The 25,532-nt window shown below is 62.0% G+C and carries 26 protein-coding genes; 13 read left to right on the forward strand and 13 right to left on the reverse strand.

Annotated elements, in window-relative coordinates; all coding sequences use genetic code 11:
• Positions 1-14: 14 nt before the first annotated feature.
• The 3 genes from TRP66_RS11160 to mpl are packed head-to-tail and all read right to left on the reverse strand — an operon-like array spanning position 15 to position 2,267.
• Positions 15-299, reverse strand: a complete 285-nt coding sequence (locus TRP66_RS11160; RefSeq protein ID WP_333401711.1) for a YceK/YidQ family lipoprotein — start codon at positions 297-299, stop codon at positions 15-17.
• Positions 292-921, reverse strand: coding sequence for a flavin prenyltransferase UbiX (gene ubiX / locus TRP66_RS11165; RefSeq protein WP_333401712.1), 630 nt, complete (start codon positions 919-921; stop codon positions 292-294). The genes TRP66_RS11160 and ubiX overlap by 8 nt, the downstream gene beginning before the upstream one ends.
• Positions 918-2,267, reverse strand: a complete 1,350-nt coding sequence (gene mpl, locus TRP66_RS11170; protein WP_333401713.1) for a UDP-N-acetylmuramate:L-alanyl-gamma-D-glutamyl-meso-diaminopimelate ligase — start codon at positions 2,265-2,267, stop codon at positions 918-920. The genes ubiX and mpl overlap by 4 nt, the downstream gene beginning before the upstream one ends.
• 225 nt (positions 2,268-2,492) lie before the next feature.
• On the opposite strand from mpl, the gene exaC reads away from it, so the two are divergent.
• The 8 genes from exaC to TRP66_RS11210 all read left to right on the forward strand — a co-directional run bounded on the left by exaC (position 2,493) and on the right by TRP66_RS11210 (position 10,281).
• Positions 2,493-4,013: an acetaldehyde dehydrogenase ExaC gene (gene exaC, locus TRP66_RS11175; protein ID WP_333401714.1), complete on the forward strand. Its 1,521-nt coding sequence runs from the start codon at positions 2,493-2,495 to the stop codon at positions 4,011-4,013.
• A gap of 157 nt (positions 4,014-4,170) precedes the next feature.
• Positions 4,171-5,565 (forward strand): ethanolamine ammonia-lyase subunit EutB, encoded by a 1,395-nt coding sequence (locus tag TRP66_RS11180; RefSeq protein WP_333401715.1) that lies wholly within the window; start codon positions 4,171-4,173, stop codon positions 5,563-5,565.
• Positions 5,562-6,404, forward strand: coding sequence for an ethanolamine ammonia-lyase subunit EutC (gene eutC / locus TRP66_RS11185; protein ID WP_333401716.1), 843 nt, complete (start codon positions 5,562-5,564; stop codon positions 6,402-6,404). The genes TRP66_RS11180 and eutC overlap by 4 nt, the downstream gene beginning before the upstream one ends.
• Before the next feature lie 81 nt (positions 6,405-6,485).
• The gene (locus TRP66_RS11190) at positions 6,486-6,938 is read left to right on the forward strand and encodes a GNAT family N-acetyltransferase (RefSeq protein ID WP_333401717.1); all 453 of its coding nucleotides are present in this window, start codon (positions 6,486-6,488) and stop codon (positions 6,936-6,938) included.
• Between the two features lie 150 nt (positions 6,939-7,088).
• Positions 7,089-7,736, forward strand: a complete 648-nt coding sequence (locus TRP66_RS11195; RefSeq protein WP_333401718.1) for a DedA family protein — start codon at positions 7,089-7,091, stop codon at positions 7,734-7,736.
• A gap of 3 nt (positions 7,737-7,739) precedes the next feature.
• A complete protein-coding gene (locus tag TRP66_RS11200; RefSeq protein WP_333401719.1) occupies positions 7,740-8,576 on the forward strand; it encodes a zinc-dependent peptidase in 837 nt (278 codons plus the stop codon).
• A 104-nt stretch (positions 8,577-8,680) separates the two neighbouring features.
• Complete coding sequence (ppa, locus tag TRP66_RS11205; RefSeq protein ID WP_333401720.1) at positions 8,681-9,208, forward strand: inorganic diphosphatase; 528 nt, start codon at positions 8,681-8,683, stop codon at positions 9,206-9,208.
• A gap of 341 nt (positions 9,209-9,549) precedes the next feature.
• On the forward strand, positions 9,550-10,281 hold the full coding sequence (locus TRP66_RS11210; RefSeq protein WP_333401721.1) for a LexA family transcriptional regulator: 732 nt from the start codon (positions 9,550-9,552) through the stop codon (positions 10,279-10,281).
• A 448-nt stretch (positions 10,282-10,729) separates the two neighbouring features.
• Here the strand turns inward: TRP66_RS11210 and TRP66_RS11215 are convergent, their stop codons facing one another.
• Entirely contained in the window at positions 10,730-12,949 is a 2,220-nt protein-coding gene (locus TRP66_RS11215) for a TonB-dependent receptor (protein WP_333401722.1), read from the reverse strand.
• A gap of 290 nt (positions 12,950-13,239) precedes the next feature.
• On the opposite strand from TRP66_RS11215, the gene TRP66_RS11220 reads away from it, so the two are divergent.
• The 5 genes from TRP66_RS11220 (at position 13,240) to dxs (ending at position 18,720) form a co-directional block, all read left to right on the forward strand.
• Positions 13,240-14,250 carry a PDDEXK nuclease domain-containing protein gene (locus tag TRP66_RS11220; RefSeq protein ID WP_333401723.1) on the forward strand — a complete coding sequence of 337 codons (1,011 nt, stop codon included), beginning with the start codon at positions 13,240-13,242 and terminating at the stop codon, positions 14,248-14,250.
• A 54-nt stretch (positions 14,251-14,304) separates the two neighbouring features.
• On the forward strand, positions 14,305-15,480 hold the full coding sequence (gene metC, locus TRP66_RS11225) for a cystathionine beta-lyase (protein WP_333401724.1): 1,176 nt from the start codon (positions 14,305-14,307) through the stop codon (positions 15,478-15,480).
• A 67-nt stretch (positions 15,481-15,547) separates the two neighbouring features.
• Positions 15,548-15,790: an exodeoxyribonuclease VII small subunit gene (locus tag TRP66_RS11230; protein ID WP_333401725.1), complete on the forward strand. Its 243-nt coding sequence runs from the start codon at positions 15,548-15,550 to the stop codon at positions 15,788-15,790.
• Positions 15,787-16,674 (forward strand): polyprenyl synthetase family protein, encoded by an 888-nt coding sequence (locus TRP66_RS11235; RefSeq protein WP_333401726.1) that lies wholly within the window; start codon positions 15,787-15,789, stop codon positions 16,672-16,674. The genes TRP66_RS11230 and TRP66_RS11235 overlap by 4 nt, the downstream gene beginning before the upstream one ends.
• 150 nt (positions 16,675-16,824) lie before the next feature.
• Entirely contained in the window at positions 16,825-18,720 is a 1,896-nt protein-coding gene (dxs, locus tag TRP66_RS11240; protein ID WP_333401727.1) for a 1-deoxy-D-xylulose-5-phosphate synthase, read from the forward strand.
• A gap of 42 nt (positions 18,721-18,762) precedes the next feature.
• Here the strand turns inward: dxs and ribA are convergent, their stop codons facing one another.
• From ribA to nrdR, 9 genes are all read right to left on the reverse strand, one after another.
• A complete protein-coding gene (ribA, locus tag TRP66_RS11245) occupies positions 18,763-19,380 on the reverse strand; it encodes a GTP cyclohydrolase II (protein ID WP_333401728.1) in 618 nt (205 codons plus the stop codon).
• Positions 19,381-19,466: 86 nt separating this feature from the next.
• Entirely contained in the window at positions 19,467-19,991 is a 525-nt protein-coding gene (locus TRP66_RS11250; protein WP_333401729.1) for a phosphatidylglycerophosphatase A family protein, read from the reverse strand.
• Positions 19,988-20,953 carry a thiamine-phosphate kinase gene (gene thiL / locus TRP66_RS11255; RefSeq protein WP_333401765.1) on the reverse strand — a complete coding sequence of 322 codons (966 nt, stop codon included), beginning with the start codon at positions 20,951-20,953 and terminating at the stop codon, positions 19,988-19,990. The genes TRP66_RS11250 and thiL overlap by 4 nt, the downstream gene beginning before the upstream one ends.
• Before the next feature lie 18 nt (positions 20,954-20,971).
• A complete protein-coding gene (gene nusB, locus TRP66_RS11260) occupies positions 20,972-21,469 on the reverse strand; it encodes a transcription antitermination factor NusB (RefSeq protein ID WP_333401730.1) in 498 nt (165 codons plus the stop codon).
• Complete coding sequence (gene ribH / locus TRP66_RS11265; protein ID WP_333401731.1) at positions 21,466-21,942, reverse strand: 6,7-dimethyl-8-ribityllumazine synthase; 477 nt, start codon at positions 21,940-21,942, stop codon at positions 21,466-21,468. The genes nusB and ribH overlap by 4 nt, the downstream gene beginning before the upstream one ends.
• A 124-nt stretch (positions 21,943-22,066) precedes the next feature.
• The gene (gene ribBA / locus TRP66_RS11270; RefSeq protein WP_333401732.1) at positions 22,067-23,158 is read right to left on the reverse strand and encodes a bifunctional 3,4-dihydroxy-2-butanone-4-phosphate synthase/GTP cyclohydrolase II; all 1,092 of its coding nucleotides are present in this window, start codon (positions 23,156-23,158) and stop codon (positions 22,067-22,069) included.
• Positions 23,159-23,175: 17 nt separating this feature from the next.
• Positions 23,176-23,838, reverse strand: a complete 663-nt coding sequence (locus TRP66_RS11275) for a riboflavin synthase (RefSeq protein ID WP_333401733.1) — start codon at positions 23,836-23,838, stop codon at positions 23,176-23,178.
• A 45-nt stretch (positions 23,839-23,883) separates the two neighbouring features.
• Positions 23,884-25,029 (reverse strand): bifunctional diaminohydroxyphosphoribosylaminopyrimidine deaminase/5-amino-6-(5-phosphoribosylamino)uracil reductase RibD, encoded by a 1,146-nt coding sequence (gene ribD / locus TRP66_RS11280; protein ID WP_333401734.1) that lies wholly within the window; start codon positions 25,027-25,029, stop codon positions 23,884-23,886.
• Positions 25,026-25,490 carry a transcriptional regulator NrdR gene (nrdR, locus tag TRP66_RS11285; protein ID WP_333401766.1) on the reverse strand — a complete coding sequence of 155 codons (465 nt, stop codon included), beginning with the start codon at positions 25,488-25,490 and terminating at the stop codon, positions 25,026-25,028. Before nrdR ends, ribD begins: the two co-directional genes overlap by 4 nt.
• Positions 25,491-25,532: the final 42 nt, after the last annotated feature.

A 25,532-nucleotide genomic window follows, 5' to 3' on the forward strand; every position in this document is an offset into this window, starting at 1 on the left:
CAGCGATCCAGTGTTCACAGCCCGCCTTGCGCCTGGACGCCGAACCCCGCGGCGGTCAGCAATGACAGCGGCAGCAGCAGGGTATCGAGCAGCGCGCTGCCCGGCAGGTCCAGGCCGGGATAGCGTGGCGCTTCGGCGCCGAAGCGATCCATCGCGCAGCACCCGCCTTCAAGCGCATACAGGTTCAAACGGGTCCCGGCATAGACCACCGGCGCGCCCGGTTTGGCGGCATCGAGCGTCCGGGCCGTGGCGCAGCCGGACAGCGTCACCACCAGCGCCAGCAGTGCGATCCTACTCATCGCTGCCTATGTGATGCTCCCCCCAGCGCGGCAACATGTCCTGAGGGATATTCAACAGATTGAGAATCCGCGCCACTACGAAATCCACCATATCGTCGATGGTTTGCGGCTGATGGTAGAAACCGGGCGACGCCGGCAGGATGACCGCTCCCAGATTCGACAGCTTGAGCATGTTCTCCAGATGAATGCTGGAGAACGGCGCTTCCCGCGGCACCAGAATCAGCTGGCGGCGCTCCTTGAGCGTGACATCGGCAGCGCGCTCGATCAGGTTGTTGCAGGCGCCGCTGGCGATGGCCGACAAGGTGCCGGTCGAGCAAGGCACTATTACCATCGCGCTCGGCGAACCCGACCCCGATGCCACCGGCGACATCCAGTCATCGCGCCCGTAGACCCGGATCTGCCCGGACGACGCGCCGGTGTACTCGGTGAGGAATGCCTGCAGCATGGTCGGCTTGGGCGGCAGCCGAACGTCGGTTTCGGTCGCGACCACCAACTGCGCGGCCTTGGAAATCAGGAAGTGCACTTCCCGATCCTCGCGCACCAGGCAGTCCAGCAAACGCAGGCCGTACTGGGCGCCGGACGCACCGGTCATCGCCAGCGTGATACGTTCCGGACCGCTCATTGCAGCGCCTCGGCCAGTTTGCCATGCAGCCCGCCAAAGCCACCGTTGCTCATGATCACGATGTGAGTGCCCGGCTGAGCCTGACTCTTGACGCGTTCGATGATGCCTTCGAGGGAATCGCAGACCACCGCGGGCACGGTGCATTCGGCTGCCGTTGTCCCTAGATCCCAGCCGAGGTTGGCCGGCGCGTACCAGACCACCTGGTCGGCCTGACGTACGCTTTCAGGCAGGCCGTCGCGATGCGCGCCCAGCTTCATGGAGTTGGAACGCGGCTCGATCACTGCGATTACCGGCGCATCGCCGACTTTCTTGCGCAATCCGTCGAGGGTGGTGGCGATGGCGGTCGGATGGTGAGCGAAATCGTCGTAGATCGTGATGCCGCGAATGTCCGCTACTTTCTCCATGCGGCGCTTCACGCTCTTGAAAGCGTTGAGCGCTTCCACGCCCAGCTGGGGCACCACGCCCACATGACGCGCTGCCGCCAGCGTCGCCAAGGCATTGGCAACGTTATGCTGACCGGTCATGCCCCACTCGACGACGCCTTGCAGCTGCCCCTTGAGCAACACCTCGAAGCGCGAACCGTCCTCGCTGAGCAGGCGCGCCTGCCACTGGCCACCCTCGCCCGTGCTTTGCACCGGCGTCCAGCAGCCCATGCCGATGACCCGTGACAGTGCGGGTTCGGTCGTTGGATGGATGACCAGGCCTTCGCTTGGAATGGTGCGTACCAGATGATGGAATTGCCGCTCGATGGCCGCCAGGTCAGGGAAAATGTCGGCGTGGTCGAATTCCAGGTTGTTCAGGATCGCGGTGCGCGGGTGGTAATGCACGAACTTGGAGCGCTTGTCGAAGAACGCGCTGTCGTATTCGTCGGCCTCTACCACAAAGAACGGCGTGCCGCCCAGGCGCGCCGACACCGAGAAGTTCTGCGGCACGCCGCCGATCAGAAAGCCCGGGCTCATCCCCGCATGCTCCAGCACCCAGGCCAGCATGCTGCTGGTGGTGGTCTTGCCGTGCGTCCCGGCTACCGCCAGCACCCAACGGCCTTGCAGCACATGGTCGGCCAGCCATTGCGGGCCGGATACATAGGGCAAGCCCTTGTTCAGCACATATTCCACCGCCGGGTTGCCACGCGACAGCGCATTGCCGATCACGATCAGGTCCGGTGCCGGGTCGAGCTGGGCCGGATCGTAACCCTGGGTCAGCTCTATGCCCTGTGCCTGCAATTGGGTGCTCATCGGCGGGTAGACGTTGGCGTCGGAGCCGGTCACCCGATGCCCCAGCTCTTTGGCGAGCACCGCCAGCGAACCCATGAAAGTGCCGCAGATACCAAGGATATGAATATGCATGACTACCTCTTAGAACATGCGCGCAGGTTAGCTCAGGGGCATGGAAATGGCACCCGGTGTTTGTTCGCGAATGTGCACGCCCGACGTGCGACTCTGCCGGCCGTGCGCCAAAGGTCCAAGTCACGAACCACGCATATATGGCCTACGCTTGGGTATTGCCTGCCAGAGTTTGAACGCGAGAACCATACAGACTCCCTCCACGAACAAGAATCAGGAGACATCACCATGCGTTACGCACATCCCGGCACCCAGGGCGCCATCGTCACTTTCAAGGAACGCTACGGTAACTACATTGGCGGCGAGTTCGTCCCGCCGGTCAAGGGCGAATATTTCACCAACACGTCGCCGGTCAACGGCAAGCCCATCGCCGAATTTCCCCGCTCCAGCGCCGAGGACATCGAGAACGCGCTGGACGCCGCCCACACGGCCGCGCCCGCCTGGGGCGCGACTTCGGTACAGGCCCGCTCGCTGATCCTGTTGAAGATCGCCGATCGCATCGAGGCCAATCTGGAAACCCTGGCGATCACCGAAACCTGGGACAACGGCAAGGCGATCCGCGAAACCCTCAACGCCGACATTCCGCTGGCCGCCGACCACTTCCGCTATTTCGCCGGCGCGCTGCGCGCCCAGGAAGGCAGCGCCGCGGAAATCGACGGCAATACCGTCGCCTATCACATTCATGAGCCACTGGGCGTGGTCGGGCAGATCATTCCCTGGAACTTCCCGATCCTGATGGCCGCCTGGAAGCTCGCCCCTGCGCTGGCGGCCGGCAACTGCGTGGTGCTCAAGCCCGCCGAGCAGACGCCGCTAGGCATCAGCGTGCTGCTGGAACTGATCGGCGACCTGCTGCCGGCAGGCGTGGTGAATATCGTGCAGGGTTATGGCCGCGAGGCCGGCGAGGCGCTGGCCAGCAGCAAACGAATCGCCAAGATCGCTTTCACAGGCTCGACGCCGGTCGGCTCGCACATCATGAAACTCGCGGCGGACAACATCATTCCCTCGACTGTCGAACTGGGCGGCAAATCGCCGAACATTTTCTTCGAAGACATCATGAGCGCCGAACCGGAGTTCATCGAGAAAGCCGCCGAAGGCCTGGTGCTGGCGTTCTTCAACCAGGGCGAGGTCTGCACCTGCCCATCCCGGGCGCTGGTTCAGGAATCGATCTATCCGCAGTTCATGGAAGCGGTCATGGCTAAGATCGAGAAGATCAAGCGCGGCGATCCGCTGGACACCGACACCATGGTCGGCGCGCAGGCGTCCGAGCAGCAGTTCGACAAGATTTTGTCCTATCTGGACATTGCCAAAAACGAAGGCGCCGAGCTGCTTACCGGTGGCAAGGTCGAGGCGCTGGAAGGCGATCTGTCCAGCGGTTACTACATCCAGCCGACCCTGCTCAAAGGCAATAACCGGATGCGGGTGTTCCAGGAAGAAATCTTCGGCCCGGTGGTCAGCGTCACCACGTTCAAGGACGAGGCTGAAGCACTGGCAATCGCCAACGACACCGAGTTCGGCCTCGGCGCCGGTGTCTGGACCCGCGATATCAATCGCGCCTACCGCGTCGGTCGGGCGATCAAGGCCGGACGAGTCTGGACCAATTGCTATCACCTGTACCCCGCGCATGCGGCGTTCGGGGGCTACAAGAAATCCGGGGTAGGTCGTGAAACCCACAAGATCGCGCTGGAGCATTACCAGCAGACCAAAAACCTGCTGGTGAGCTACGACACCAGCCCGCTGGGGTTCTTCTAACCCCCCCCCCCCCCGGCGCTGTAGGAGCCAGCTTGCTGGCGATCATCTGGTGTCGCGTATGCGGCAGATCGCCAGCAAGCTGGCTCCTACACGGCGCTCTATAGATGGCGTGCTAATTGCTTCGCTGTAGCCCATGACCTGGTAATGGAGGATCAGAATGGCCCGTTTTTCCCAGGCTGTCGGCGCGCGCACTTATCGCTTCGAAAGCCTCAAAGAGCTGATGGCCAAGGCCAGCCCGGCGCGTTCGGGTGATTTCCTGGCCGGTGTCGCGGCACAGAGCGATGCCGAGCGGGTCGCCGCACAGATGGCGCTGGCTGACCTGCCGCTTCGGCACTTTCTGAACGAAGCGCTGATTCCCTATGAAGAGGACGAAGTCACCCGACTGATCGTCGACACGCACGACAAAGAGGCGTTCGCACCCATCAGCCACCTGACGGTGGGCGGTTTTCGCGACTGGCTGCTCAGCGACAGTGCCGACGAAGCCAGTTTGCGCGCGCTTGCGCCTGGCCTGATGCCAGAGATGGCCGCAGCCGTGTCGAAGATCATGCGGGTTCAAGACCTGGTGCTGGTCGCGCAGAAGATTCGCGTGGTCACCCGTTTTCGCAATACCGTCGGGCTGCGCGGGCGATTGTCGACCCGCCTGCAACCCAACCACCCGACCGACGATCCCTCCGGGATCGCCGCCAGCATCCTCGACGGCCTGTTGTACGGCAATGGGGATGCGGTCATCGGCATCAACCCGGCGACCGATAACACCTCCTCTATCATCGCCCTGCTGGAGATGCTCGACGCCATCGTCCAGCGTTATGAGATTCCGACTCAGTCCTGCGTGCTGACCCATGTCACCACTTCCATCGAAGCGGTCAATCGCGGTGTACCGGTCGACCTGATTTTCCAGTCGATCACCGGCACCGAAGCCGCCAATGCCAGCTTCGGCATCACCCTCGACCTGTTGCAGGAAGGTTACGAAGCGGGGCTCAGCCTGAACCGCGGAACGGTCGGCCAGAACCTGATGTACTTCGAGACGGGACAGGGCAGCGCGCTGTCGGCCAATGCCCATCATGGCGTGGACCAGCAAACCTGCGAAACCCGGGCCTATGGCGTCGCGCGGCGCTACAACCCGCTGCTGGTCAACACGGTGGTAGGCTTCATCGGGCCGGAGTACCTGTACAACGGCAAGCAGATCATTCGCGCGGGCCTCGAAGATCATTTCTGCGGCAAGTTGCTCGGCGTGCCGATGGGCTGCGACATCTGTTACACCAATCATGCCGAAGCCGATCAGGACGACATGGACACGCTGCTGACCTTGCTGGGTGTGGCGGGCATCAACTTCATCATGGGCATCCCGGGGTCGGACGACATCATGCTCAACTATCAGACCACATCCTTTCACGACGCCTTGTACGCCAGACAAAGCCTGGGGTTGCGACCGGCGCCCGAGTACGAGGCATGGCTGGAACGCATGGGCATCTTCACCCAGACGGACGGCCGGGTGCGCTTCGCGGACAGCCTGCCGCCGGCGTTTCGTCAGGCGCTAGGGCGTATCGCATGAGTGATCGGCCAGACAGCGACGACCAGCAGCCTCTGACTTCCTGGCAGCAACTGCGCAACCTTACGCCCGCGCGCATCGCGCTGGGCCGCGTCGGCACCAGCCTGCCGACGGCCGCACAGCTCGATTTTCAGCTGGCCCACGCCCAGGCACGTGACGCGGTGCACACGGCGTTCGATCATTCGGCGATCAGTGCCCAACTGGCCGAACTGAGCCACGAAACGCTGCTGGTACACAGCGCCGCCGAAAATCGGGACGTCTATCTGCAACGTCCGGACCTGGGCCGCCGCCTGGACGATGAATCCGTGCAACAACTGCGGGATCACGTCGCCGCCCATCCGGGCGGCGTGGACCTGGCCGTGGTGATTGCCGACGGTCTGTCCGCGCTGGCCGTCCATAACCATGCCGTACCCATGCTGCGCCGTCTGCGAGAAGACGCCGATGCCGATGGCTGGAGCCTGTCGCCCGTCATCCTGGTGGAACAGGGTCGGGTGGCGATTGCCGATCAGATCGGCGAGCTGCTCGGAGCGAAGATGGCGGTGATCCTGATCGGCGAAAGGCCCGGTCTCAGCTCACCGGACAGTCTGGGCCTGTACTTCACCTACGCGCCGAAGACCGGCCTGAACGATTCGCATCGCAACTGCATCTCCAACATCAGGCTGGAAGGCCTGAGCTATGCGGTGGCGACCCATCGCCTGCTCTATCTGATGCGTGAAGCCTGCCGCAGGCAGCTGTCCGGCGTGAACCTCAAGGACGACGCGCAACTGAACACGCTTGAATCGGAGTCCTGCGCCGACAAGAAGGAGAATTTCCTGCTCTGCAAACCCGCCGAGCCACATTAGATTGCGCTTTCTAACGTCGTGATAGAGCATCGAAACGCACCCAGTGCCGTGCTGCCCAACAGTGAAGTCGAGGCCCGAACCATGCGGATCATCAAAGCCACGCTAGAACATCTGGACCTGCTGTGCCCTCTGTTCGTCAAATACCGCGAGTTCTATGGCGAGATGGCGTATCCGGAGGCTTCTCGGGAATTTCTCGAAAAACGCATCGGTCGCGATGAGTCGGTGATCTATCTGGCGGTGGCGAAGGATGATGAAACCAGGGCGCTAGGCTTTTGCCAGCTCTATCCGAGTTTCTCGTCGTTGTCGCTCAAGCGGGTATGGATTCTCAACGACATCTACGTCGCCGAGGAATCGCGCCGCCAGCTGGTTGCCGATCAGTTGATGCGGCACGCAAGGAGCATGGCGAAGGAAACCCAGGCCATCCGCATGCGGGTCGCCACCAGCAGTGACAATGTCATTGCGCAACGGGTCTACGAGTCCATCGGATTCAGGCTGGACACTCAATTCAAGAATTACGTGTTGCCGATCAACTGACTGCCGGCACCGGGCCGACTTCGCCGATCACTTCTTCCTCTCTCGATGTGCGAGCGCCGGTCGCACATTCCCTTCTATAATGCCGCGCGTATCACTCAGCAGTTTCTTCCGCTTGCGACCCGCCTCAGGGTCACCGCTCCAGGTGTGCCAATGGACTTCAACCCGCTCGACCTCATCCTGCATCTCGACGTCTACCTCGATCTGCTGGTAACCAACTATGGCTCATGGATCTACGCGATTCTGTTCATGGTGATCTTCTGCGAAACCGGCCTCGTGGTGATGCCGTTCCTGCCGGGCGACTCGCTGCTGTTCATCGCCGGCGCAGTGGCCGCGGGCGGCGGCATGGACCCGGTGCTGCTGGCAGGCCTGCTGATGACAGCCGCAATCGTGGGCGACAGCACCAATTACATCATTGGCCGTACCGCCGGCGAAAAACTGTTCAGCAATCCTAAGTCGAAGGTATTCCGCCGCGACTATCTGCTGCGGACCCAAGCGTTCTATGCCGTTCATGGCGGCAAGACCGTTACGCTGGCGCGCTTTCTGCCGATCATTCGCACCTTCGCGCCTTTCGTGGCAGGGGTCGGCCACATGCCTTACGGCCGCTTCCTGGGGTTCAGCGTGCTGGGTTCGGTCCTGTGGGTCGGCAGTCTGGTGACGCTTGGCTTCTTCTTCGGCAACGTCCCGTTCATCAAGCAAAACCTGACGCTGCTGGTGCTGTTCATCATCGCGCTGTCGTTGCTGCCGATGGTCGTCGGCGTCATCCGCAGCCGCGGCGGCCGCTCCGCCGACGTTCTCTGACCCATGTGGTCACTGCGCAACTGGCGTCGGCAACGAACCCTGGCCAAACACTCGGTTGCGCCGGATCTGTGGCGCGACCTGTGCCGACAGCTGCCGATTCTGGATGGGCTGAGTCAGGCACAACTGGACCGGCTGCGTGACGCCAGCGTGTTGTTTCTGCATGACAAACACCTCACGACGCTTCCAGGCGTGGAACTGGACGACGGGCAGCGACTGTTCCTGGCAGCCCAGGCGCAATTGCCGCTGCTGGGTCTGGCCGATCTCGACTGGTATCAGGGCTTTCACGAAATCGTGCTGTACCCGGACGATTTCCGCAGCCCGCAGCGCTATCGCGACCCCAGCGGGGTCGAGCATGAATGGGACGGAGAACACAGCGGCGAAGCCTGGTTGCGGGGCCCGGTGATTCTGGCCTGGCCGGGCGTTCTGGCCAGCGGCGGCTGGGATGGCTACAACCTCGTCATCCACGAACTGGCGCACAAGCTGGACATGCTCAACGGCGATGCCAACGGCCTGCCGCCACTGCACAGCGACATGAAGATCAGCGACTGGGCGAGCGTCATGCAGCAGGCCTTCGACAACCTGAACCATCAGCTCGACGCGCATCCGGACGCCGAGCCGGCTATCGACCCCTACGCCGCCGAGGACCCTGCGGAATTCTTCGCCGTGACCAGCGAATACTTCTTCAGCGCGCCGGACCTGTTGCACGCGGCCTACCCTCGCGTTTACGAGCAATTGCAGGCGTTCTACCGCCAGGACACATTGAGCCGTCTGCAGGCGCTGCAGCGCCAGGACCCGGCTTACGCCGAGCAGCATTCGAGCCATCATCAGGGCCAGCACTGAGCCAACGCGGCGCGTGGCATCACCGGCAGAATGTGCCTATAATCCGGGCCACTTTTTGGCGTTCGCGCCAATCTCTGTCTGGTCAACTATGGGGGCAACGCCCAATGAGCTACAGCAAGATTCCTGCGGGCAAAGACCTGCCGAACGACATCTATGTCGCGATCGAAATCCCGGCCAACCATGCGCCGATCAAGTACGAAATCGACAAAGAATCCGATTGCCTGTTCGTTGACCGTTTCATGGCCACCCCGATGTTCTACCCGGCCAACTACGGTTTCATCCCCAACACCCTGGCTGACGATGGCGACCCCCTCGACGTGCTGGTTGTCACGCCTTATCCGGTCGCCCCAGGTTCGGTGATCCGCGCCCGTCCGGTCGGCATCCTGAACATGACCGACGACGGCGGTGGCGATGCCAAAGTCATCGCTGTTCCGCACGACAAGCTGTCCCAGCTGTACGTCGACGTGAAAGAGTACACCGACCTGCCGCCTCTGCTGCTGGAGCAGATCAAGCACTTCTTCGAGAACTACAAGGATCTCGAAAAAGGCAAATGGGTGAAGATCGATGGCTGGGGCAACGCTGACGCGGCCCGTGCCGAGATCCTGAAATCGGTCGAAGCCTTCAAAGGCTGATTCACCGATTCGCCCGCTTCGGGATGCCTGGTCCAGGTGTCCCGAACGCCTCCTCTCCTCCTCTCGTATTCATGACGTCCTCCGTCGATTCGCTGCATTGCCGGCGATTAAAAATCACTTCACATTCCGCCCGCCTGCCGCCACTGGATAAACAGTCTGTTCACACGAGAAAACCGTCACTCTCCGGCGCCGACTGTGTTCCCGAAAAAGCGTACTTTACGAAATGTCCCACGAAAGATTCGTCTGGTCTGTAAGGCATTAGCCATCGCAGATCAGGGATAGCGCCGCCTTGAACACCTCGTTCATTTAAACGCGGCTGTGGTCTTCGTAATATCCGCTTCATGAATACATCAGGTGATCGACTACGTATCCTCCTGCGGGAGTGCCATCTCAGCGCTACGGATTTTGCCGCCAACCGCAAGATCACGCCCCAGCATGTGAACAATTGGTTCAAGCGCGGCGTGCCCATGGCGCGGCTCGATGAAGTGGCTGAGCTATTGACCGTCAACGCCCGCTGGCTGCGCACCGGCGAAGGTCCCAAACATCCCACCGACCCTGCCAACGAAATTACCGGCGGCGACACCCGGGCCGCATCATCCCAGGGACGCGGTTCGCTGCGTGGTGATGCGGAAATCCAGATTTTCAAGGAAGCCGCGTCCACCCCCGGTTCAGGCAAGACGGTGCTGACCGAAGCGCCTGGTCAGAAAATCCGGCTGCCTTTGCAGTCATTGCAGGCGATGGGGATCGATCCGAAAGATTGCCTGTGCGTGGTGATGGTCGGCGGCAGCATGGCCGACAAGATCCAGGACGGCTCGCTACTGGGCGTGGACCGCAACCAGACTCAAGTGATCGACGGCGAGGTATACGCCCTCGAACACGGCGGCATCCTTCGGGTACGCTATCTCTATCGCTTGCCCAACGGCGGCTTGCGGTTGCGCAGTCACAACCCCGGCGAGTATCCGGATGAATTATTCACTGCTCAAGAGATAGAACAGCAACACCTGAAAATCCTCGGCTGGGTATTCTGGTGGTCGACTTTCAGTCAAAGGCGCAACAATCCGTTGCTGCGTTGAAGTGATACCGAAATGTTACAAAGCGCTTCAAGGCTGGGCATCACGGACAAACCCCAGTATCCTCTACCGCACCCCGGCATCGACGCCCCGCGACGATGCCCGCACGGCGAACGATCCGCTCGTCCTGCCCTTTTTCAGCGTTCCCTGAGGACGCACCTGTTAAAGGCGATTGCGGTTTACCAAAAATAAATCAAGATCGTCCTTGAGAAGCCGGCCACAAGCCGGCTTTTTGATTTTCAGAGCCCGTCTGATACGTGAAGGTATCGCCAGCAAGCTGGCTCCTACGGGTTATACCCTGCGTAGGAGCCAGCGGGCGGCGATTCGTCTTGCTGGCGATGCAGACGACGCGGCGTATCAGTCACACCGCGCAACGGCTGTCGCGACCAAGGTCCCTCCCACAAGAGCCCGTAGCCAGCGGGCGGCGATCCGTCTTGCTGGCGATAAACGTTTAAAAGTCGATGGTCCCCGAGAACTTCACCAGACGCGGTTCGCCTTGAGTCAGATAGCCGCCGTTGGCCGAGGCCCAGTAGTTCTTGTCACTGATGTTTTCGACGTTGACCCGCAGGGTCAGGTCGTTCTCGGCGAGTTTGAGCTTGTAGCGGGCGCCGGCGTCGAAGCGGTTCCAGGTGGGCAGGCTAAGCCTGTTGGCTGGATCCGCGTATTGACCACCGGTGCGCAGCATGCGCGCGTTCAGGGCGAGGCCTTCCATTCCCGGCACATCCCAGTCGACCGAAGCGTTGAGCTGGAAGGTCGGCACGCCGACGGCATGGTTGCCATCGTTGGCTCCACCCTGAGTGCCTTTGAGTTCAGAGGTCATGCGAGTGCCGCCCGCCATCAAGCGCAGGCCTTCGACAGGTTCGCCGAAAACGCTCAGCTCGACGCCTTTGTTGATCTGCTCACCGTCACGTACGAAAACATCGTTGCCGCCGAGATAACCGTCGGTAGGCTTTTCGATCCGGAAGACCCCAAGATTGGCGCCGAAGGACTGCATATCCAGTTTGATACCGGCCTCCAGTTGCTTGGTGCGACCCGGCGCAAAAACCTGACCTCTGTTGACGGCATCAGCGGGGGCGGTATCGCCTTTGGCCAAGCCTTCAATGCGGTTGGCGTACAGCGAGATGGATTCGGTCGGTTTGTACACGATGCCGTACACCGGGGTGGTGATGGATTCGTCGTAAAGCGCAGTACGACTGCCGTCAGGGTACGGATCCAAAGGTCTGCCGGACCGGGTAGCACCGTCGTAACTATAACCTTCCACACGCAGCTGCTGACGACGCAAACCAGCGGTGATCAACAACGAATCATCGAAAAAGCCAAGGGTGTCGGAAATTGCCAGACTGCGATTGCGGGTCTTGCCCGTAATGCCCGGATCTCCCATTTCACCGCCGGTGCTGGTTTCGTTAGTTGGTGCTGGCAACTTGACCGGGTTATGGATGTTAGTACTGCCCCCGGAATAGAACACATAAGCGTTCTCCTGCTCGGTCCAGATGGTCGAGCCGCCGATGCTGATCTGATGGCTGACCGGGCCGGTTTGCAGACGACCATTTAATCCCGCGCTGAAAGTGACGTTGTCCTCATTATGCGCAATCTGGGAGCCACCGATACTCGCCTGACCGCTGCCATTAGCCAGGACTGGCGTGCCATAGACACCGGTTTCATGGGCGTGCTTGGCACCTCCGGCAAGGTAAGCGGTCCAGTTCTCGTTCAGGTCCCATTCGCCACGGGCCATGCCAAAGGTGTCTTCGGTTTCGGTATATGTCCAATCCTGTCCGTAGTTCTTACTCGCGTCGGGCGCATTTGGAATGCTTACGCCAGCGGCAAGCACTGGGGTGCTGAATGCGGGACCAAGCCGTACCGAGTTGCGCAGATGGTTCAGACGCTGCTTCTGATAACCGAAATCGGTCGAAGCACGGAAGCCATCGCCACGATAGTCTAGGCCGGCGACGAACAGTTTGGTCCGCTGATCCTGATCGTCGATGGCGGTTTCGCCTTCGCGCTGGCTGAGGTTGAGCCGCGCGCCGAAACGGTTGTCTTCGCCAAAACGCTGACCGATGTCCAGATGCTCGCCGATACGACCGTCAGTGGTGATCTCCTGCGTGTAGCGACGCGTCGGCACGTCTCCGGCGCGCTTGGGTTGCAGGTTGACGCTGCCGCCCAGCCCGGAACCGGTCGGGCTGACACCGTTGATAAAGGCATTCGGCCCCTTGAAGACTTCCACACGCTCGACGGCGTCGGTGGAAATGATCTGCCGTGGCAGGACGCCATACAGACCGTTGTAGGAAATGTCATCGCTATTGAGCGGCAAACCCCGGATCACGAAGACCTGCGCCTGATTGCCGAAGCCGAACGACTGGCGTACCGACGGATCGTTGAGCAGCACGTCACCGACGTCCTCGGCCTGCTGATCCTCGATCAGTTTCGAGGTATAGCTGGTCGCGGTGAAGGGCACGTCCATATTGTCCTGATTACCCAGAACACCCATCTGCGAGCCACGGGCAACCTGACCGCCGGCGAATTCGACTGGCAGCGCGTGGGGATTGGGCTTGAGCGCATCGGCGGAAACGTCAGTGGCTCCAAGCTCCACGACCGGCGGCGCTGCGTGCGCGGCGAGACTCAGAGAACAGCAGATCGCGAGCAGCGTGGGTCGCGAAGGGAATGGCGCAGCCATGAGATGAATACCCGTTTATTAGTATTAATTTGGACGGCCTCCATGCCGATACGACTGATTCTCAGGCGCAGATGATATCAGCGTATTTTTACCGGATGTATCCAGATGGATGGAAATTGGCACATTTGGACAAAGGGTGGCATTGACACTGTGGCGGCGGAAATGCGCGAACCGTAAAAATTCATGTCCATCAGAGCCCTGTAATGCAGCCGCGCGATACATAGTTACCGCATCTGCGTCGCGGCTGACACGTAAACTGGCGCCCTCTTCCAGCCAAGGACGCGCAAGACATGACCCAAGGAATCCCTGCCACCAGTGCCGGTAACCGCTTCGATGAAGTGATCGCGATGATTCATGAAGCTCGCCGCCAGACCTTGCAGACGGTCAATACGCATCTGATCCAGCTGTACTGGCAAGTCGGCGCTTATATCAGCCGCAAGATCGAGCTGGCCGAATGGGGCGACGCCGTGGTCAGCCAGCTGGCGGAGCATCTGGCTCAGACTCAGCCGGGGTTGCGGGGCTTCAACAAGCGCAATTTATTCAGGATGCGACAGTTCTACGAGACTTACCAAGGTGACGAAAAAGTGTCGGCACTGCTGACACAATTACCCTGGACCCACCACCTGATCATCTTCAGCCAGAGCAAACGGCCGGAAGAGCGCGAGTTCTATCTACGCACGGCGATACAGGAAAAATGGTCAAGCCGCGACCTGGAACGCCAATTCAAGACCGCCCTGTTCGAGCGCACGGTTACCCAACCGGCCAAGGCTTCCACAGCACTCAAGCAAACAAGACCAGATGCTCTGGACGTTTTTCGCGACGCCTACGTCGTGGAATTTCTCGGGCTGCCCTCCGGCCACGCCGAAGCGGATCTGCATCGCGGCCTGCTGCAGCGCCTCAAGGAATTCCTCAACGAGCTCGGACGGGATTTCTGCTTTATCGGCTCGGAGTATCCGATCCAGGTGGGCAGCCGGGATTTCGCCCTGGACCTGTTGTTTTTCCATCGAGGGCTCAACTGCCTGATCGCCATCGAACTCAAGGTCGGCCGTTTCGAGCCCGAGTATCTGGGCAAGCTGGACTTCTACCTCGAAGCCCTGGATCGCAACGAGCGCAAGCCGCATGAAAACCCGGCCATCGGGGTGCTCCTGTGTGCCAGCAAAGAGGACGAGGTGGTCGAGTATGCGCTCAACCGCTCGCTGTCGCCGGCACTGATCGCCGAATACCAGACCCGCTTGCCGGACAAGCAACTGCTGCAGGCCAAACTGCACGAGTTCTACGCCCTGAACACCCTGTCCGAGTAATCCGCGCCCGGATCGCTTACGCTAGACCGTCTGCCACCGCCATCGGAGCCACACATGCCGCACGACAAAGACCCTCGCGCTCATACCGCACTCTCGCAGCGGGGGCGTAGCGCAAGCAGCGGGCCGGGCTTGTCCGTCAACCCGCCGGTGGTGCGGGTCAGCACGGTGTTGTTCGACAGCCTTGCCAGCCTGCGGGAGGCGGAAGTTCGTACGGCGGGCCCCGAGCGCTCATTGACATATGGGGCCAACGGCAACCCCACCGCGTTTGCCTTGCAGGATCTGATCACCGAGCTGGAAGGCGCTCACGGCACCTGTCTGTATGCAACCGGTCTGGCGGCCATCGCGCAGATGTTTCAGGCTTTCCTGAGGCCCGGCGATCATGTGCTGATCACCGACTCGGTATATGGCCCGGTGCGACGACTGGCGCATACCATGCTGACGGCCTTCGATATCGAATACGATTTCTACGCGCCGGACGGCAGCGACGTCGAATCGTCTATCAAGCCCAACACACGCATGATCTACGCCGAAGTGCCTGGCTCGCTGACTTACGCATTCTGTGACCTGCCGGCGCTGTCGCGCCTGTGCAAAGCGCGAGGACTGCTGCTGGCTGTGGATAACTCCTGGGGTTCGGGCGTGCTGTTCAAGCCTCTCGAACTGGGCGCGGACATATCGCTGATGGCGCTCACCAAGTACGTTGCCGGTCATTCCGATGTGATGATGGGCAGCGTCAGCACGACCGAGGCTCACTGGCAGACGCTCAAGACCATGAACACCGCGGTCGGCAACACGGTCAGCCCGGACGACGCCTATCTGGTGCTGCGCGGCGCCCGAAGCCTTGCCGCCCGGATGGCGATGCATGAACGCCACGCGCTGCAGGTCGCCGAATGGCTGCAAGACCAGGATCAGGTTGCGCGGGTTTTCTATCCGGCGTTGCCGGGAGATCCAGGGCACGCAATCTGGAAGCGTGATTTCCATGGCTGCAACGGCTTGTTGAGCTTCGAATTCAAGTCAACCGAGCGGGAGGTGCTCGACCGCTTCGTCGGCGCATTGAAGCTGTTCGGGATAGGTTATTCCTGGGGCGGATTCGAAAGTCTGATCAGCGAGGTCTTTCATCACGGCGCGGTGAATGCCTTCGGGCCGATGCTGCGTCTGCAGATAGGCCTGGAGAGCCCGGATGACCTGATCGCCGATCTGCGGGCAGGCTTCGCCGCGGCTGCCGGGATCTGACGGCGGTTTGCTCCAGAGCCCCGCCTCTGCTAGTGTCGCGCGGTTTAGTCTCTACCGGAATTGCGCCATGGCCCGCAAGAAAGCTGCACTGGATTTCGAACAGTCCCTCGCCGATCTGCAAGTACTGGTGGAACGACTGGAGAACGGCGAACTGTCTCTGGAAGACTCCCTTACCGCCTTCGAGCAAGGCGTGCGTTTGACGCGCGATTGTCAAAGCGCACTGGCTCAGGCAGAACAGAAGGTTCAGGTTCTGCTGGAACGCGATGGCGAACTGGCCGAAGAACCCTTCGACGCGGAACAACCCGAATGATCGCGAGCTATCAGGCCCAGAGCCAGGCGCGGGTCAACGCAGCGCTCGAAGGTTTGTTCACAGCACCCGGTCCGGAACTGGCGCGGCTCTATGAAGCGATGCGCTACAGCGTCATGAACGGCGGCAAGCGTGTTCGCCCACTGCTCGCCTATGCGGCATGCGAAGCACTGGGCGGCGTCGCCAAGGACGCCAACGGCGCGGCCTGCGCGGTGGAACTGATCCACGCCTACTCGCTGGTTCACGACGACCTGCCAGCCATGGACGATGACGACCTGCGTCGCGGCCAGCCCACCACCCATAAAGCATTCGATGAAGCCTGTGCGATCCTGGCCGGCGACGGCTTGCAGAGCCTGGCGTTCACTGCCCTGCTCGATCCCGCGCTGACGACCCAGGATGCAGCCACGCGTCTGTCGATGGTGCAGGCGCTGGCACATGCCGCCGGACCGGCCGGCATGGTCGGCGGTCAGGCTATCGACCTGGGCTCGGTAGGCCTCAAACTGGATCAGACCGCTCTCGAATACATGCACCGGCACAAGACCGGCGCGCTGATCGAAGCCAGCGTGCGGCTCGGCGCACTGGCGAGCGGCCGTTCGAGTGCCGCCAGCCTGGATGCGTTGCAGACATACGCCCGCGCCGTGGGCCTGGCATTCCAGGTGCAGGACGATATTCTCGATGTAGAAAGCGATACGGCTACGCTGGGCAAGCGCCAGGGCGCAGATATCGCGCGTGACAAGCCGACTTATCCGGCGTTGCTGGGACTGGACGCCGCCAAGGCGTATGCGCTGGAGTTGCGTGACCAGGCTCTGCAAGCGCTCGGCACCTTCGGTGAGGCAGCCGAACCGCTGCGCCAGCTGGCCCACTATATTGTCGAGCGACGCAACTGAACGAACTTTGAGGCCGGATGAATCAACCAGGATCAGATCGGTCAGAGTGTTACTACGCATCGCGACCTGCGACACGCAGGTCGCAGTTCATGGGCAGCTTGCGATGCATAAGGTAAACTGCCGCCTCTTTTACTTATAACGATTCGCCTGATGCCCACGACGTTCAAAGAGATTCCCCGCGAGCGCCCGCTTACGCCGTTGCTCGACCGCGCCAATACGCCGGACGGGCTGCGCCGCCTGGGCGAAGCCGAGCTGGAAACCCTGGCCGATGAATTGCGCCTGGAGCTCCTCTACTCCGTCGGCCAGACCGGGGGACATTTCGGCGCCGGCCTTGGCGTGATCGAGCTGACCATCGCGCTGCACTACGTCTTCGACACACCGGACGACCGTCTGGTGTGGGACGTCGGCCATCAAGCCTACCCGCACAAGATCCTCACCGGTCGTCGCGAGCGCATGCCGACCTTGCGCCAGAAGGACGGCGTGGCCGCCTTCCCGCGTCGCAGCGAAAGCGAATACGACACCTTTGGCGTCGGCCACTCCAGCACCTCGATCAGTGCCGCGCTGGGCATGGCGATCGCCGCGCGGCTGCAGGGTAGCGAGCGCAAGTCGATCGCTGTGATCGGCGACGGCGCGCTGACGGCAGGCATGGCTTTCGAGGCGCTCAACCATGCGCCGGAAGTCGCGGCCGACATGCTGGTGATCCTCAACGACAACGACATGTCGATCTCCCGGAATGTCGGCGGACTGTCGAACTACCTGGCGAAGATTCTTTCCAGCCGCACTTACAGCAGCATGCGCGAAGGCAGCAAGAAGGTGTTGTCGCGCCTGCCCGGTGCCTGGGAAATCGCTCGCCGCACAGAAGAATACGCAAAGGGCATGCTGGTGCCCGGCACCTTGTTCGAGGAGCTGGGCTGGAATTACATCGGCCCGATCGACGGTCATGACCTGCCGACGCTGATCGCGACCCTGCGTAACATGCGCGACCTCAAGGGACCGCAGTTCCTGCATGTCGTGACCAAAAAGGGCAAGGGCTTCGCGCCCGCCGAGGTCGACCCGATCGGCTATCACGCCATCACCAAGCTCGAACCGCTCGACGCACCCGTCTCCGCGCCGCGTCAGGCCGGTGGTCCCAAATACTCCGCAGTGTTCGGCCAATGGCTGTGCGACATGGCAAAAGCCGATTCGCGACTGGTCGGCATCACGCCGGCCATGAAGGAAGGCTCGGACCTGGTTGCATTCAGCGAACGCTATCCGGACCGCTATTTCGACGTTGCCATCGCCGAACAGCATGCCGTCACTCTGGCGGCGGGCATGGCGTGCGAAGGCAGCAAGCCGGTCGTGGCGATCTACTCCACGTTCCTGCAACGCGGTTATGACCAATTGGTGCATGACGTCGCGGTGCAGAACCTCGACGTGCTGTTCGCCATCGACCGTGCCGGCCTAGTGGGCGAAGACGGTCCGACCCATGCCGGCAGCTTCGACCTTTCGTATCTGCGCTGCATCCCCGGCATGGTCATCATGACCCCGAGCGACGAGAACGAATTGCGCAAGATGCTCAGCACGGGGTATCTGCATACCGGCCCCGCCGCCGTGCGCTATCCACGCGGCACCGGTCCGAACGCGACTATCGAGGACAACCTCGAACCGCTGGAGATCGGCAAGGGCGTCGTACGCCGCGAGGGCCAGGGCGTTGCGATTCTGGTGTTCGGCGTGCAGCTGGCCGATGCGCTGGTCGTGGCGGACAAACTGGATGCGACCGTCATCGACATGCGCTTCGTGAAACCGCTGGACGAGGCACTGGTACGCGACGCGGCAGCCAATCACGAACTGCTGGTCACTGTCGAAGAAAACGCCATCATGGGTGGCGCCGGCGCGGCAGTCAGCGAATTCCTCGCCCGAGAGAATATTCTCAAGTCAGTGCTGCACCTGGGCTTGCCGGATATCTACGTGGAACACGCAAAGCCCGCGCAGATGCTGGCCGAGTGCGGCCTGGACGCGGCGGGTATAGAGGCGGCGATCAGCGAGCGTCTGGCGCTGATCGGCTAAGGAAGTGCTAGCGGGCAGCTCCTGGAGCTGCCCGCTTCGCGATCAGACGGGATCGACTTCGCTCTGATGCTCGTTGCCCATCATGTGCCCAAGCTTGCCGGCCTTGGTGGCGAGATACAGTTTGTTGTGCGGGTTCTGACCGGTATGCAGAGGGACCCGCTCGGCAACCTTGATGCCCATATCGGTCAAAGCCTTCACCTTGCGCGGGTTGTTGGTCATCAACCGCAGCGACTCGACACCCAGGTGTTGCAGCATCGGCAGACAGATCGCGTAGTCGCGCTGATCGGCTGCGAAGCCCAGCCGCTCGTTGGCCTCGACCGTATCGGCGCCGCCATCCTGTAGCTCATAGGCCCGAATCTTGTTCATCAGGCCGATGCCCCGACCTTCCTGTCGCAGATAAAGCAATACGCCCCGCCCTTCAGTGGCAATGGCGCGCAACGCGGCTTCCAGTTGCGAACCGCAATCGCAGCGCTGGCTGAACAAGGCATCGCCTGTCAGACACTCGGAATGCACCCGACCGAGGACCGGAGCGCCATCCGCGATATCACCCAGACTCAGAACGACGTGTTCACGCCCGGTGGCCGACTCGAGAAAGCCATGCATGGTGAATTGTGCAAAAGGGGTAGGCAGCTTGGAAGCGGCGACAAATGCAACGGGCACCGTGTGCTCCTGATCAGTATGAAAACGGACAAGGGCTGCATTGTAACAGCAGCGTCCTACAGACGCTTAGCCGGAATACTAAGCAGTCAGATAGCGAAAATCGATGATCGAACCCAGACCCAGACCAGGCCCTGCATGGCGATCCAGGCCAGTACGCCGGCCAGAACGTCGTCCAGCATGATGCCGAAGCCACCGTGAAGATGGCGGTCGACCCAGCGTATCGGCCAGGGTTTGAGAATATCGAAAAAGCGGAAGACCAGAAAACCGACGATCAGCCAGGGCCAGCCCTCGGGAACCAGCCACAAGGTTATCCACATGCCGACCATTTCGTCCCAGACGATACCTTCGTGGTCATGCACGCCGAGATCGTCGGCGACCCTGCCGCACAGCCAGAAACCGAACAGCATCGTCAGCCCAAGCATCAGCCAGTAGCCCCAGTCCGGCATCATTTGCCAGAGCGGGATGAACGGCAGCGCGACCAGCGAGCCCCAGGTTCCAGGCGCCTTGGGCAAGGTGCCGGAACCGAAGCCGAACGCCATGAAATGCCAGGGATTGGTCCAGACTGACGGCGGAACGAATTCGGCCGAAACCGGCTTGGGATCGTCTTTCACTGCCTGCTCCCGAAATGCTGATAACCGCGCACGGCGGGCGTGACGTCGCTGCCTGACGCATCGATCAGCGTGACGCCCTCCCCGGCCATTACCCGGCCGATGACATGCACCGGCCAGCCCGCATCCATCAGTCCGGTCAGTACTTGCGGGCGAAGGGTGAAAGCCAGTACATAATCGTCGCCACCACTCAATGCGGCCTGCTGCGCGGCTTGCGCCTCGAACAGCGTGAGCAGTTGCGTGGACAGTGGTAGCCGGTCGCGCTCGATCAGGAGCCGGACCCCTGATGCCTTGGCGATATGTCCGCAATCGGCCAGCAGACCATCGGAAATATCCAGCGCCGCAGTGGCCTTGCCCACCAGCGCTTGCCCGAGGGCCAGTTGAGGTTGGGGCGACCAGTAACGCCCCAGCAGGTAATCGGCGACCGAAGGTTCGGTGTTGCGCTGTCCGAGCACCAGGGACAGCGCGCCTGCGCCCTCGCCCAGATTGCCGCCGACGCACAACAGATCGCCGTCCCTCGCGCCGCTGCGCGTCAGGGCCTGGCCGGAAGGCACGGCACCGAACACCGTCAAGGTCATGCTGAGCGGTCCACGGGTCGTATCGCCGCCGATCAACCGCAGCTCGCAGGCCTGCGCCATGCGATTGAGCCCCCGGGCGAAGGCTTCCAGCCAGTCGGCGTCGACATCCGCAAGCGTCAGGGCGAGCGTGAAGGCTACGGGACGAGCGCCCATGGCCGCCAGATCGCTGGCGGACACAGCCAGCGCGCGTTGCGCCAGCAGAAACGGATCGCAGACTTCCGGGAAGTGCACGCCGGCAACCAGCGTGTCGGTGGAAATCGCCAGCTGTTCGCCAGCCGGCAGTGCCAGCAGCGCACAATCGTCGCCGATGCCCAGCGCAACGTCTCCGCCGACCTGCGCGCAGGACGCAGCGGCGAAGTACTTGCGGATCAGCTCGAACTCACCCATGGCCAGCGACAGCGCCAATCAGCGCTTGTTGGCCTTCACTTCGACTTCACGCAAACGCGGAGCCAGCTTGTCGAGCACGCCATTGACGAACTTGTGACCGTCGGTGGAACCGTAGACCTTCGCCAGCTCGATACCTTCGTTGATCACCACGCGATAAGGCACGTCGATACGCTTGAGCAACTCGAAGGTCGACAGACGCAGCACTGCCAGTTCGACCGGGTCCAGCTCGTCGATGGTCAGATCCAGGCAAGGTGCCAGGGCGACGTCGATTTCGGTCTTGCTGGTGGCAACGCCGTGCAACAGCTCACGGAAGTAGGCACCGTCGACGTTGCTGAAATCGTTATCGACGCGGAATTGCGCTTCGATCTCGTTCAGCGAGTGACCCGCCATCTGCCACTGGTAAAGGGCCTGGGTCGCCAGCTGACGCGCTTCGCGGCGCTTGGCGCTCTTGCCCTTGGCGGCCTCGGGCGATTTGGGTTCGCGCGGGTTGAACTGATCGCTATCGTCGGAAATCACTTGGCCTCCAGCTGCGACAGCAGACTGACCATTTCGAGAGCGGACAGTGCAGCCTCGGCGCCCTTGTTGCCGGCCTTGGTGCCGGAGCGCTCGATGGCCTGCTCGATAGTGTCGACGGTCAGCACGCCGAAAGCGACCGGAACGCCGAACTGCATGGAAACGTGGGACAGACCTTTGACGCACTCACCGGCCACGTATTCGAAGTGTGGAGTGCCGCCGCGGATTACCGCGCCCAGCGCGACGATGGCGTCGAATTCCTTGCGCTCGGCGACCTTCTGCACCACCAGCGGGATCTCGAACGCACCCGGCGCGCGGATGATGGTGATGTCGTTTTCATTGACGCCATGGCGTACCAGCGCGTCGACCGCACCGCTTACCAGGCTTTCCACGACGAAGCTGTTGAAACGGCCGACAACCAGGGCGTAACGGCCCTGGGGGGCGATGAAAGTACCTTCGATGGTCTTCAAGGGCATTCGGTGAGTCTCGTATAAAGAGCAAGCCCGCCGTATCGGCGGACTTTGAGGGAGTTTAGCCACGAATCTCGACTGCCGGACAGGCCTGCGAAACGAGGCGTTCGCGCGGCTTGTCCGCCGGTATTCATTCGGAGGGCACGTATTCTACAACTTCCAGATCGAAACCGGATATCGCATTGAACTTCATCGGCGAACTCATCAGGCGCATCTTGCGCACACCCAGGTCGCGCAGAATCTGCGAACCGGCGCCGACCGTGCTGTAAGTGGTCGGCGTTTTGGCCGGCAACTGACCGGTGGTTTCGCGGATATGCGCCAGCACGGCATCGCCGTCCAGCGGATGGCCCAGCAACAGCACCACGCCGCTGCCCGCCTCGGAAACCGCGCTCATCGCGGCCCGCAGGCTCCAGCGACCGGGCTGGTTGACCATCAGCAGATCGCGCAGCGGGTCCATATTGTGCACTCGGACCAGGGTCGGCTGGTCGCCGCTGATGGTGCCAAGCGTGAGGGCCAGGTGAACGTCGCCTTCCACCGAATCGCGGTAGGTCACCAGGTTGAAATGACCCAGTTCGCTGTCCAGAGGCTGCTCGGCAATCCGCTGAACGGTACGTTCGTGGATCATCCGGTAGTGAATCAGGTCGGCGATGGTGCCGATCTTGATGCCATGTTCGAGCGCGAACGCCTCGAGTTCGGCGCGCCGGGACATGGTGCCATCATCGTTCATCACTTCGCAGATGACACCGCTGGGCTCGAAACCGGCCATGCGCGCCAGATCGCACGCGGCTTCGGTATGGCCAGCGCGCGCCAGAGTGCCGCCGGCCTGCGCCATCAATGGAAAGATGTGGCCTGGGCTGACGATGTCTTCGGCCTTCGCATCCCGGGCCGCGGCGGCCTGAACGGTACGCGCGCGGTCTGCTGCGGAAATGCCGGTGGTCACGCCCTCGGCGGCTTCGATGGACACGGTGAACTTGGTGCCGAAACCCGAACCGTTGCGCGGCGCCATCAGAGGCAGCTTCAGGGTTTCGCACCGCTCGCGGGTCATCGGCATGCAGATCAGGCCCCGGGCGTAGCGCGCCATAAAGTTGATGTGCTCGGCCTTCACGCATTCGGCGGCCATGATCAGGTCGCCTTCGTTCTCGCGGTCTTCGTCATCCATGAGGATGACCATCTTGCCCTGGCGGATGTCTTCAACCAGTTCTTCGACAGTGTTGAGCGCCACTCGGCACCCCCTTCAATTCAGGATTTGAGGTAGCCGTTCTCGGCCAGAAAGCTTTCGGTGATCCCGCCCTTGGTCGGCTCGGCCGCCTTGTCGCCCAGCAGCAGACGCTCCAGATAGCGCGCCAGCAGGTCGACCTCCAGGTTGACCTTACGGCCGGGGCTGTAATCAGCCATGATGGTTTCGGCCAGGGTGTGGGGCACGATGGTCAGCTCGAACTCGGCGCCGTCGACGGCGTTCACGGTCAGGCTGGTGCCGTCGACCGTGATCGACCCCTTGTGGGAGATGTACTTGGCAAGCTCACGCGGCGCGCGTACGCGGAATTGAATGGCGCGCGCGTTCTCTTGGCGGGACAGGACTTCGCCGACACCGTCGACATGGCCGCTGACCAGGTGCCCGCCCAGGCGCGTGGTCGGGGTCAAGGCCTTTTCCAGATTGACGCGGCTGCCGACTTTCAGGTCGACGAACGCCGTCACATCCAGCGTCTCGCGACTGACGTCTGCCCAGAAACCATCACCGGGCAACTCCACCGCAGTCAGGCACACGCCGTTGACCGCGATACTGTCGCCCAGCTTTACATCGCTCAGGTCGAGCTTGCCGGTGGCGACGTGGACACGGACATCGCCGCCTTTGGGGGTTAGTGCGCGGATGCTGCCGATGGATTCGATAATGCCGGTAAACATGGGTCCTCCAGGAGAACAGAGCCTTCGCCAGGCGAAAGCCGGGAATTATACGCCGGGAGCGTAAACAGGGAGCGCAGTGACTCGCCAGTCATTGCCCACGGCACGCATTTCTACGATGTTCAGCTCCAGTGCCTCGCTCATCTGCGTCAATGGCAAGTCGAGCAGCGGCCGCGCCGAAGACCCGAGCAGCTTGCCGGCGATGAAGATCTGAAACTCGTCTACCAGCCCCTGGCGGGTGAAGGCCCCGGCCAGACGTGGCCCGGCTTCGACCAGCACATCGTTGACGCCGCGCGCCGCGAGTTCGCCCAGCAGCTTGTGCAGGTCCACATGCGCCGAACTGTCGGTCATGGCGAGGATTTCGTGTCCTTCTTCCTGATAGCGGCTGCGGGCGGAAGCCGCGGCGAGCGTGGCGACCAGCGCCGGGCCGGCCTGAAAGAAGGGTGCGTCGAGCGGCACCCGCAGGCGGCCATCGATCAGTACGCGCAGCGGCGGACGCAACGAGGCAAGCGCCGTAAGCTCCGCGCTCAGGCCCAGCTCATCCGGGCGCACCGTCAGCCGCGCCTTGTCGGTCAGTACCGTGTCGGCGCCGGTCAATACGACACTGGATTGAGCCCGCAGGCGCTGCACGGCGGAGCGCGCTTCGGGGCCGGTGATCCACTGGCTCTCGCCGCTGGCCATCGCCGTGCGCCCGTCCAGGCTCATCGCCAGTTTGACCCGCACGTACGGCAGGCCTTTTTCCATGCGTTTGAGGAAACCTTTGTTCAAGGCCCTCGCCTCGGCTTCGAGCACGCCACTTTGCGTAGTAATCCCGGCGGCCACGAGGCGCAGCAGGCCGCGACCGGCGACTTCGGGATTGGGGTCCTGCATGGCGGCGACCACGCGGCCTACACCGGCGTTCACCAGCGCATCGGCACAAGGCGGCGTGCGTCCATGGTGGCTGCAAGGTTCAAGGGTGACATAAGCCGTGGCGCCGCGCGCCTTGTCGCCGGCCTGGCGCAGCGCATGAACTTCGGCATGCGGCTCGCCCGCTCGGGCATGCCAGCCTTCGCCGACGATCTGCCCGTTGCGAACGATGACGCAGCCGACCCTGGGATTGGGGTGAGCGGAATAAATGCCCTTGCGCGCCAGCTCCAGCGCCCGGGCCATGTACTGGATATCCAGAGCGCTTTGTTCAGTCGACACGCCGTTCATTCCTTGCCCGGCTCGCGCGCCAGTCGCTCGATTTCTTCCCGGAATTCGTTGAGATCCTGAAAACGCCGGTACACCGAGGCGAAGCGGATGTAAGCCACCTCATCGAGCTTCTGCAATTCGGCCATGACCAGCTCCCCCACCACCAGGGATTTGACCTCGCGTTCGCCAGTGGCGCGCAGCTTGTGCTTGATGTGCACCAGCGCGGCTTCCAGGCGTTCGACGCTCACAGGACGTTTCTCCAGCGCGCGCTGCATGCCGGCGCGCAGTTTTTCTTCGTCGAACGGCTGGCGACTGCCGTCCTGCTTGATCAGGCGGGGCATGACCAGCTCGGCGGTTTCGAACGTGGTGAAGCGCTCGACGCACGCCAGGCATTCGCGACGGCGGCGAACCTGTTCGCCTTCGGCGACGAGGCGAGAGTCGATGACTTTGGTGTCATTGGCACCGCAGAACGGACAGTGCATGGTGGCAGGCAACAAACTGAGAAGGAGCGTCATGGTAGCGCA

This window comes from Pseudomonas sp. JDS28PS106, assembly GCF_036706555.1.
Taxonomy (GTDB): Bacteria; Pseudomonadota; Gammaproteobacteria; order Pseudomonadales; family Pseudomonadaceae; genus Aquipseudomonas.

What these genes read in the sequence shown, in the direction of transcription:
- metC (WP_333401724.1), top strand. Translation starts at nt 14,305, where the DNA reads ATGCCGCACGACAAAGACCCTCGCGCTCATACCGCACTCTCGCAGCGG.
- TRP66_RS11220 (WP_333401723.1), top strand. Translation starts at nt 13,240, where the DNA reads ATGACCCAAGGAATCCCTGCCACCAGTGCCGGTAACCGCTTCGATGAA.
- TRP66_RS11230 (WP_333401725.1), top strand. Translation starts at nt 15,548, where the DNA reads ATGGCCCGCAAGAAAGCTGCACTGGATTTCGAACAGTCCCTCGCCGAT.
- TRP66_RS11215 (WP_333401722.1), bottom strand. Translation starts at nt 12,949, where the DNA reads ATGGCTGCGCCATTCCCTTCGCGACCCACGCTGCTCGCGATCTGCTGT.
- ribD (WP_333401734.1), bottom strand. Translation starts at nt 25,029, where the DNA reads ATGAACGGCGTGTCGACTGAACAAAGCGCTCTGGATATCCAGTACATG.
- ppa (WP_333401720.1), top strand. Translation starts at nt 8,681, where the DNA reads ATGAGCTACAGCAAGATTCCTGCGGGCAAAGACCTGCCGAACGACATC.
- TRP66_RS11200 (WP_333401719.1), top strand. Translation starts at nt 7,740, where the DNA reads ATGTGGTCACTGCGCAACTGGCGTCGGCAACGAACCCTGGCCAAACAC.
- ubiX (WP_333401712.1), bottom strand. Translation starts at nt 921, where the DNA reads ATGAGCGGTCCGGAACGTATCACGCTGGCGATGACCGGTGCGTCCGGC.
- ribH (WP_333401731.1), bottom strand. Translation starts at nt 21,942, where the DNA reads ATGCCCTTGAAGACCATCGAAGGTACTTTCATCGCCCCCCAGGGCCGT.
- TRP66_RS11190 (WP_333401717.1), top strand. Translation starts at nt 6,486, where the DNA reads ATGCGGATCATCAAAGCCACGCTAGAACATCTGGACCTGCTGTGCCCT.
- TRP66_RS11275 (WP_333401733.1), bottom strand. Translation starts at nt 23,838, where the DNA reads ATGTTTACCGGCATTATCGAATCCATCGGCAGCATCCGCGCACTAACC.
- TRP66_RS11195 (WP_333401718.1), top strand. Translation starts at nt 7,089, where the DNA reads ATGGACTTCAACCCGCTCGACCTCATCCTGCATCTCGACGTCTACCTC.
- TRP66_RS11180 (WP_333401715.1), top strand. Translation starts at nt 4,171, where the DNA reads ATGGCCCGTTTTTCCCAGGCTGTCGGCGCGCGCACTTATCGCTTCGAA.
- eutC (WP_333401716.1), top strand. Translation starts at nt 5,562, where the DNA reads ATGAGTGATCGGCCAGACAGCGACGACCAGCAGCCTCTGACTTCCTGG.
- thiL (WP_333401765.1), bottom strand. Translation starts at nt 20,953, where the DNA reads ATGGGTGAGTTCGAGCTGATCCGCAAGTACTTCGCCGCTGCGTCCTGC.
- mpl (WP_333401713.1), bottom strand. Translation starts at nt 2,267, where the DNA reads ATGCATATTCATATCCTTGGTATCTGCGGCACTTTCATGGGTTCGCTG.
- exaC (WP_333401714.1), top strand. Translation starts at nt 2,493, where the DNA reads ATGCGTTACGCACATCCCGGCACCCAGGGCGCCATCGTCACTTTCAAG.
- TRP66_RS11160 (WP_333401711.1), bottom strand. Translation starts at nt 299, where the DNA reads ATGAGTAGGATCGCACTGCTGGCGCTGGTGGTGACGCTGTCCGGCTGC.
- TRP66_RS11235 (WP_333401726.1), top strand. Translation starts at nt 15,787, where the DNA reads ATGATCGCGAGCTATCAGGCCCAGAGCCAGGCGCGGGTCAACGCAGCG.
- TRP66_RS11210 (WP_333401721.1), top strand. Translation starts at nt 9,550, where the DNA reads ATGAATACATCAGGTGATCGACTACGTATCCTCCTGCGGGAGTGCCAT.
- dxs (WP_333401727.1), top strand. Translation starts at nt 16,825, where the DNA reads ATGCCCACGACGTTCAAAGAGATTCCCCGCGAGCGCCCGCTTACGCCG.
- nrdR (WP_333401766.1), bottom strand. Translation starts at nt 25,490, where the DNA reads ATGCACTGTCCGTTCTGCGGTGCCAATGACACCAAAGTCATCGACTCT.